Raw genomic sequence first — 7843 nt, forward strand, 5'->3', positions numbered from 1 at the left:
GAACATGAAATCGACAATAAAACCAACCAGTTGCCGTATTCATTGAATGTGGGATCTTGAAAGCCGTTGTGGCGCTGTTAAACTCGCTGCGTCGCCCTCTCTCCTGGATGCATCCCATGCTGCGTATCGCACTGGCCGCCGCACTCGGCCTGGCCCTGGTTCCCACCGCTTACGCAGCCGTGGATTGCTCGGCATCGGCCACCAGCGTGGCGCCGCTTCCGTTGCCGGCTACCGCGATCGCGCCGGTGGCCAACGAGCTGTACATCCGCAACGTGCAACTGGGCATGCCTGCCGGCGTGCTGAGTTCCAATTTCGACCAGCAGCAGTCGCTGGACCGCGTGCTGCAGCGCCTGCGCATCGATGGCTGCCAGAACGTCGCCAAGGCGATGCCCGGCGCCCCGGCGGTGAAGCCCAACGATCCGGCCGCGTACAAGCCGCAGACCGAATTCGACAACACGCCGTGGCGCTTCGACATGAGCCAGAACGGCAAGCGCATGACCGCCGAGGAGTTCGACGCCTGGATGAAGGCCAAGGGCGTGCGCGTGGTCAAGGCACGCCCGGCGCCGGCCGCTGCCGCTGCACCGGCCCCGGCGGCCACCGTTCCGGCTGAAACCAAGCCGGACGGCAAGAAGTAAGACCCGCGCGCTGCGACCGATGCGCACCCGTCGGCCCCCCGCAGCGCCTGACCAGCGACCACGCCGCGACCCGCGGCGTGCGGCCGCCCCGGTCCGTCCGCCCGCGGCTGCCGCAGCGGCACCCCGCCATGGACTGGCACGCGTGCTGTCCAAGGCCGGCCTGTGTTCGCGAGCCGAAGCCGCGCGCTGGATCGCCGATGGCCGGGTCACGGTCGACGGCCGCACCATCAACAACCCTGAATTCCCTATCGTCGACGGCCGCCGCGTGGTGCGCGTCGATGGCCAGCCGCTGGGCGGCGCGCGACGTATCCACCTGATGCTCAACAAGCCACGCGGCCTGGTCACCACCGCGCAGGACGAGCAGGGACGCGACACCGTGTACCGCTGTTTCGATGGCGCCGGTCTGCCGTGGCTGGCCCCTGTCGGGCGGTTGGACAAGGCCAGCGAGGGCCTGCTGCTGTTCAGCAACGATCCCGAATGGGCAGCGCGCCTGACCGACCCCGATACCGGACCGGACAAGACCTACCACGTGCAGGTGGACGTCATTCCCGATGCGGCCCAGCTGGCCGCGCTGTGTGCCGGCGTCGAGGACCAGGGCCAACGGCTGCGCGCGCGCCAGGTGCGCCTGCTGCGCAGCGGGGAAAAGACTGCCTGGCTGGAAGTGGTGCTGGATGAAGGCCGCAACCGGCATATCCGACGGCTGCTGGCGGCCCTGCAGATCAACGTTCTACGTTTGGTCAGGGTAGGGATCGGCCACTTGGCACTGGGGACGCTGGCCAAGGGCGCCTGGCGCGAGCTGCAGCCGCAGGACCTGGAACTGCTGTACCCCACGGCGGGAAACGCCGTGGTCGCATCGTAGTGCGTGGCCTGCCGGGGAGCGGGCACACCACCGGGCAAGGGAGGGCCTGTCGCTTACTGACTGACCACTACCGGGAGAAGTGTCATGCAAACCCTGATCCATTGCCGCCCACTGCTGGGGGGCGCCTGCCTGTTGCTGCCGGCCCTGCTGCTCAGCGCCTGCGGCGGCCATAAACAGGCGGCCAAGACCCCGCCGCCGGTGACCGACAAGGTCGTCGAGGTGCAGTTGCCGGCCTCCGAGCGCGATGGCCGCGGCGCCTATCGCTTCCACATGAGCGATGGCGACAAGCGCATGAGCGCCGACGAGTTCGACGCCTGGATGAAGGCCAATGGCATCCGCGTGGCCAAGGGCAATCCGAATGCGGCCGCGGCTGCCAAGCCGGTGGTAGTGGCCAGCAAGGAAACGCAGAAGGACAAAAAGAAGAAGTAGCGCCGACTGTCAGTCGGCTGCTCCTGGCGGAAACGTGCGGGTTGGGGGGCATTTCGCCCCCCCGGCATCAGCCCTTGATCACGCCCAGTTCCACGCCGATGCGGGTGAAGGCATCGATCGCGCGGTCCAGGTGCTGGCGCGTGTGTGCGGCGCTGATCTGGGTACGGATGCGGGCCTGACCCTTGGGCACCACCGGGAAGAAGAAACCGATCGCGTAGATGCCTTCTTCCAGCAGGCGCTCGGCGAATTTCTGCGCCAGCGGCGCGTCGTACAGCATCACCGGGCTGATCGGGTGCACGCCCGGCTTCACGTCGAAGCCGGCGGCGGTCATCTTCTCGCGGAAATACGCGGTGTTTTCCTGCAGCGTGGTCCGCAGGTCGTCTGCGGCGGCCAGCATGTCGAAGGCCTTGATGCCGGCGGCCACCACGTGCGGCGGCAGCGAGTTGGAGAACAGGTACGGACGCGAACGCTGGCGCAGCAGTTCGATCACCTCGGCGCTGGCGGTGGTGAAGCCGCCCAGGGCGCCGCCCATGGCCTTGCCCAGGGTGCCGGTGATGATGTCGATCTTCTCCAGCACGCCCTTGACCTCGGCCGAGCCGCGGCCGGTGGCGCCCAGGAAGCCGGTGGCGTGGCATTCGTCGATATGCACCAGTGCGTTGTACTTCTTCGCCAGTGCGGTGATCTCGTCCAGCGGCGCGATGAAGCCGTCCATCGAAAACACGCCGTCGGTGGTGATCAGCTTGGTGCGGCATCCGGCCGCATCGGCCGCCTGCAGCTGGGCTTCCAGGTCGGCCATGTCGCAGTTGGCGTAGCGGAAGCGCTTGGCCTTGCACAGGCGCACGCCGTCGATGATCGAGGCGTGGTTGAGCGCGTCGGAAATGATGGCGTCGTTCTCGCCCAGCAGCGGCTCGAACAGGCCGCCGTTGGCGTCGAAGCAGGCCGCGTACAGGATGGTGTCCTGCTTGCCGAAGAAGCCGGCGATCTGCTGCTCCAGCTGCTTGTGCAGGTCCTGGGTGCCGCAGATGAAGCGCACCGAGGCCATGCCGAAGCCGTGGCTGTCCAGCGCGTCCTTGGCCGCCTGGATCAGGTCCGGGTGGTCGGCCAGGCCCAGGTAGTTGTTGGCGCAGAAGTTCAGCACCGTGCGGCCGTCGTCCAGGGTGATCTCGGCCGACTGCGGGCTGGTGATGACGCGCTCGGACTTGAACAGGCCCTGGGCGCGGATCGCCTCCAGTTCTTCAACGTAGTGCCGGGTCAGCGGGGCGTTCGTGGCGTCGGTCATGGCAGGCGGTCATCGGTACGGGAAAACCGGGATTTTACCTGCCGGGGCCGGGCAGGGGGCGTTTCCCCCCGCTGCATCGGCCCGGCCCGGAAACGGTTGCGGATGTGATTGTTGCATCGCAATATCAATCAGGTTAAAAAACCGTAAACCCCGCTGCATCCGCCCCCACGCCCCGGAGAGACCCGCATGAACCACGCTACGCGTACCGCCGCCGCTGTGCTCTGCGCCGCCTTGCTTGTCCCGTTTGCCGCCAGCGCCCAGGACGAGGCCGAATCGCCCTTCAGCTGGAACGTCACCGGCGTGTCCGACTATGTGTTCCGCGGGGTCTCGCAGACCGATGAAGACCCGACCTTGCAGGCGGGCTTCACCTATACCTCGCCGGTGGGCCTGTACGCCGGTGTGTGGGGCTCGGGCGTGGATTTCGGTGATGGCGGCCCGGACGCCGAAGTCGATTATTTCATCGGCTATGGCGTGGACGTCAGCGACAGCGTCAATTTCGACGTGATGCTGAACCACTACAGCTATCCGGGGTCGAGCGAGCTGGCATATACCGAGCTGATCACCAAGACCAGCTTCGCCGAGCATTACAACGTCACCGTGGCCTACACCAATGATGTCTGGAACACCGATACCGACGGCTGGTACTTCGCGGCCGGTACCGAGTGGGCGCTGCCGAACGACTTCAACCTGACCGCCAACGTGGGCCGCAGCACGTTCGAGGACGGCGTCGCGCAGGATTACACCGACTGGAACATCGGCGTGAACCGCAGCTGGGGCCTGTTCACCCTGGGCCTGGGCTACTACGGTACCGACGGCAACGGCCGCGACAACAGCGGCAAGCTGGCCGACAACCGCGTGGTGTTCACGGTCGCCGTCGGGCAATAACGCGCGTTTGGCGGCCAAAGAAAAAGGCACCCGATGGGTGCCTTTTTCGTACCGACCAACGGTCGGTACCTACCGCCATGGTGTTGCCACGCCCGGCAGGTCACGACCGTTGGTCGTGACACGGCGCAACCGGCAGGTCACGACCGTTGGTCGTGACACGGCGCAACCGGCAGGTCACGACCGTTGGTCGTGACACGGCGCAACCGGTAGGTCACGACCGTTGGTCGTGACACGCGCAATCAATTCCAGCTCAACACCACCTTGCCGGCCTTGCCCTGTTCCATCAGGTCGAAGCCCTTCTGGAACTCGTCGATCGGCAACTGGTGCGTCATCACCTTGCCGAGCGGGAAGCCGGACAGCACCAGCTGCGTCATCTTGTACCAGGTCTCGTACATCTTGCGGCCGTAGATGCCCTGCACGGTCAGGCCCTTGAAGATGATCTTGTCCCAGTCGCAGCCCGCGCCCCGGGGCATGATGCCGAGCATGGCGATCTTGCCGCCGTGGTACATGCAGTCGAGCATGTCGTTGAACGCGCGCGGGTTGCCGCTCATTTCCAGGCCCACGTCGAAGCCCTCCATGTGCAGTTCATTCATCACGTCCTTCAGCGAGGTGTTGGCCACGTTGACCACGCGGGTGGCGCCCATGTCGGCGGCCAGCTTGAGGCGGAAGTCGTTGACGTCGGTCACCACCACGTTGCGCGCACCGATGTGCTTGCAGATGCCCGCGGCGATGATGCCGATCGGACCGGCACCGGTGATCAGCACGTCTTCGCCGATCACATCGAATTCCAGCGCACAGTGCGCGGCATTGCCGTACGGGTCGAAGAATGCCGCCAGCTCCGACGGGATCTGGTCGGGGATCGGCCACAGGTTGCTGGCCGGCATCACCATGTATTCGGCGAAGGCGCCGTTGACGTTCACGCCGATGCCCACCGTGTTCGGGCACAGGTGCGGGCGGCCGCCGCGGCAGTTGCGGCAATGGCCGCAGACGATATGGCCTTCGGCCGACACGCGCTGGCCGATCTCGTAGCCGGTCACGCCCGGGCCGATCTCCGCGATGCGGCCGACGAACTCATGGCCGATGGTCAGGCCCGGCTTGATCGTGCGCTGGCTCCATTCGTCCCACAGGTAGATATGCAGGTCGGTACCGCAGATGGCGGTCTTTTCCAGCTTGATCAGGACCTCATTCGGGCCCGGCACCGGCACCGGCACTTCTTCGAGCCAGATGCCCTTGGCGGCTTCACGCTTGACCAAGGCCTTCATTGTTTGCTGCGCCATCGGGGTGGAACTCGTCTGGGGGGAAAGGCGGAATTATAGGGCCGGCAGGGGCTTGGGCATGTTGCGGTGCGGTCGTGACTTTCGGCCGACAGGGCAGGCGGGGGACCCGGCTACAATCGGCGGTTCTTTCACCAGGGGCCGCTCATGCGCTCGAACCTGCTCGCTTTCTCCGTCGTCGCCAGCCTTGGGCTGGTCCAGGCCGCCCATGCCGCTGAGGGCATGTGGGTGCCGCAACAGCTGCCGGAGATCGCCGGGCCGCTGAAGCAGGCCGGCCTGAAGCTGTCGCCTGAACAGATCTCGGACCTGACCGGCGACCCGATGGGCGCGGTGGTGGCGCTGGGTGGCTGCACCGCCAGCTTCGTCTCGCCGCAGGGTCTGGTGGTGACCAACCACCACTGCGCGTACGGCGCCATCCAGCTCAATTCCACCGCCGAGAAGAACCTGATCAAGGACGGCTTCAACGCGCCGACCCTGAAGGACGAGCTGAGCGCCGGCCCGAACGCACGCGTGTTCGTGCTCGACCAGATCACCGACGTCACCGACCAGGCCAAGGCCACCATCGCCGCGGCCGGCAAGGACCCGCTGGCCCGCACCCGCGCGCTGGAAGCGTTCGACAAGGCCCAGACCGCCGCCTGCGAAGCCGATGCCGGCTTCCGCTGCCGCCTGTACAGCTTCTCCGGCGGCAACACCTACCGCCTGTTCCGCAACATGGAAATCAAGGACGTGCGCCTGGTCTACGCGCCCCCGGGCAGCGTCGGCAAGTTCGGCGGCGACGTCGACAACTGGATGTGGCCGCGCCACACCGGCGATTTCTCGCTCTATCGTGCCTACGTGGGCAAGGACGGCAAGCCGGCCGCGTTCTCGGCCGACAATGTGCCGTACCAGCCGAAGCACTTCCTGAAGTTCGCCGACCAGCCGCTGGGCGCCGACGACTTCGTCATGGTGGCCGGCTACCCGGGCCGCACCAACCGCTACGCACTGGCTGCGGAATTCAATGAAACCGCCAGCTTCACCTACCCGACCATCGCCCGCCACTACAACGCGGTGCTGGACCTGATCGCCAAGGCCGGCAAGGCCGATCCGGACGTGAAGGTGAAATACGCCGCCACTGCCGCCAGCATGAACAACGTGGCGAAGAACTACGTGGGCCAGCTGGAAGGCTTCAAGCGCATCGACGCGGCCGGCCAGAAGCAGGCCGAAGAGGCTGCAGTGCTGGCCTGGCTGAAGAAGCAGGGCGCGGCCGGCAAGCCGGCGCTGGCCGCGCACGCGCAGCTGGTCAAGCACCTCGATACCAGCAAATCCACCCGCGAGCGCGACCTGTTCGTGGCCCAGTTCAACACCACCTCCGCCGTCGGCGCGGCGCTGGCCCTGTACCGCCTGTCGATCGAGCGCGCCAAGCCCGATGCCGAGCGTGAAGCCGGCTACCAGGAACGCGACCTGCCGACCATCGAAGGCAGCCTGCGCCAGATGGACCGCCGTTACGTGGCGGGCATGGACCAGCAGCTGCAGCAGTACTGGCTGACCCAGTACGTGGCCCTGCCGCCGGCCCAGCGCACCAATGAAGTGCTGAACCAGTGGCTGGCCGGCAGCGATGCGGCCGCCGTGGACGGCCTGGTCAGGAAACTGTCCGCCACCAAGCTGGGCAGCCTGGACGAGCGCCTGACCTGGTTCAAGGCCGACCGCGCCGCCTTCGAAGCCAGCACCGACCCGGTCATCCAGTACGCCGTGGCAACCATGCCGGCCCTGTTGAAGCAGGAAGAGCAGAAGAAGACCCGCGAAGGCGAATCGCTGCTGGCCCGCCCGGCCTACCTGCAGGCCGTGGCCGACTACAAGAAGAGCAAGGGCGAATTCGTCTACCCGGACGCCAACCTGTCGCTGCGCATCACCTTCGGCAACGTCATGGGCTACGGCAAGGACGGGGTGAACTACACGCCGTTCACCACCCTGGAAGGCGTGGCGGCCAAGGAAACCGGCGAAGATCCGTTCGATTCGCCCAAGGCCCTGCTCGACGCAGTCAAGGCCAAGCGCTACGGTGGGCTGGAGGACAAGCGGATCGGCTCGGTGCCGGTCAACTTCCTGTCCAACCTGGACATCACCGGCGGCAACTCCGGTTCGCCGGTGCTGGATGCGCACGGCAAGCTGGTCGGCCTGGCGTTCGACGGCAACTGGGAGTCGGTGAGCTCCAACTGGGTGTTCGACCCGGTGATGACCCGCATGATCGCGGTCGACAGCCGCTACATGCAGTGGATCATGCAGGAAGTGGCGCCGGCCCCGCAGCTGCTCAAGGAGCTGAACCTCACGGGTAGGTAACGACCGTTGGTCGTTACACCGGTTAACAGACCCCGCGGCAATGCCGCGGGGTTTTTTTATTGCGCGCTTCCGGTAGACGCGGCTGCCGGTGGGGCGAGCGCGGGGCCGCCATGCCCTTGCCTGCGAATGTCCCCCGGCGTCGGCCTGCGGCCGCCCCCTCCTCCTTTAC

7 protein-coding genes are annotated in these 7843 nt (G+C 66.4%); 5 read left to right on the top strand and 2 right to left on the bottom strand.

Annotated features, from left to right (window positions below):
* Nucleotides 1-116: 116 nt before the first annotated feature.
* From ACIGII_RS18695 to ACIGII_RS18705, 3 genes are all read left to right on the top strand, one after another.
* Nucleotides 117-635, top strand: a complete 519-nt coding sequence (locus tag ACIGII_RS18695) for a hypothetical protein (protein WP_399640964.1) — start codon at nucleotides 117-119, stop codon at nucleotides 633-635.
* A 19-nt stretch (nucleotides 636-654) separates the two neighbouring features.
* On the top strand, nucleotides 655-1494 hold the full coding sequence (locus tag ACIGII_RS18700) for a pseudouridine synthase (protein ID WP_399640962.1): 840 nt from the start codon (nucleotides 655-657) through the stop codon (nucleotides 1492-1494).
* Nucleotides 1495-1578: 84 nt separating this feature from the next.
* Nucleotides 1579-1923 carry a hypothetical protein gene (locus ACIGII_RS18705; protein ID WP_399640959.1) on the top strand — a complete coding sequence of 115 codons (345 nt, stop codon included), beginning with the start codon at nucleotides 1579-1581 and terminating at the stop codon, nucleotides 1921-1923.
* Between the two features lie 67 nt (nucleotides 1924-1990).
* On the opposite strand, the gene kbl is transcribed toward ACIGII_RS18705, so the two are convergent.
* Nucleotides 1991-3202 (bottom strand): glycine C-acetyltransferase, encoded by a 1212-nt coding sequence (gene kbl, locus ACIGII_RS18710; protein WP_399640958.1) that lies wholly within the window; start codon nucleotides 3200-3202, stop codon nucleotides 1991-1993.
* 186 nt (nucleotides 3203-3388) lie between these two features.
* Here kbl and ACIGII_RS18715 point away from each other — a divergent pair, with 186 nt between their 5' ends.
* Complete coding sequence (locus ACIGII_RS18715) at nucleotides 3389-4087, top strand: TorF family putative porin (RefSeq protein ID WP_399640956.1); 699 nt, start codon at nucleotides 3389-3391, stop codon at nucleotides 4085-4087.
* 239 nt (nucleotides 4088-4326) lie between these two features.
* Here the strand turns inward: ACIGII_RS18715 and tdh are convergent, their stop codons facing one another.
* A complete protein-coding gene (gene tdh, locus ACIGII_RS18720) occupies nucleotides 4327-5349 on the bottom strand; it encodes an L-threonine 3-dehydrogenase (protein WP_399641038.1) in 1023 nt (340 codons plus the stop codon).
* A gap of 159 nt (nucleotides 5350-5508) precedes the next feature.
* On the opposite strand from tdh, the gene ACIGII_RS18725 reads away from it, so the two are divergent.
* Nucleotides 5509-7674: a S46 family peptidase gene (locus tag ACIGII_RS18725; protein WP_399640954.1), complete on the top strand. Its 2166-nt coding sequence runs from the start codon at nucleotides 5509-5511 to the stop codon at nucleotides 7672-7674.
* Nucleotides 7675-7843: the final 169 nt, after the last annotated feature.

The sequence above is a fragment of the Stenotrophomonas sp. NPDC077420 genome, from assembly GCF_044543385.1.
Lineage (GTDB): Bacteria > Pseudomonadota > Gammaproteobacteria > Xanthomonadales > Xanthomonadaceae > Stenotrophomonas.

Bases quoted from the DNA above. Each gene is read 5' to 3' on its own strand.
- ACIGII_RS18695 (WP_399640964.1), top strand. From the start codon at position 117: ATGCTGCGTATCGCACTGGCCGCCGCACTCGGCCTGGCCCTGGTTCCC.
- ACIGII_RS18700 (WP_399640962.1), top strand. From the start codon at position 655: ATGCGCACCCGTCGGCCCCCCGCAGCGCCTGACCAGCGACCACGCCGC.
- ACIGII_RS18705 (WP_399640959.1), top strand. From the start codon at position 1,579: ATGCAAACCCTGATCCATTGCCGCCCACTGCTGGGGGGCGCCTGCCTG.
- kbl (WP_399640958.1), bottom strand. From the start codon at position 3,202: ATGACCGACGCCACGAACGCCCCGCTGACCCGGCACTACGTTGAAGAA.
- ACIGII_RS18715 (WP_399640956.1), top strand. From the start codon at position 3,389: ATGAACCACGCTACGCGTACCGCCGCCGCTGTGCTCTGCGCCGCCTTG.
- tdh (WP_399641038.1), bottom strand. From the start codon at position 5,349: ATGAAGGCCTTGGTCAAGCGTGAAGCCGCCAAGGGCATCTGGCTCGAA.
- ACIGII_RS18725 (WP_399640954.1), top strand. From the start codon at position 5,509: ATGCGCTCGAACCTGCTCGCTTTCTCCGTCGTCGCCAGCCTTGGGCTG.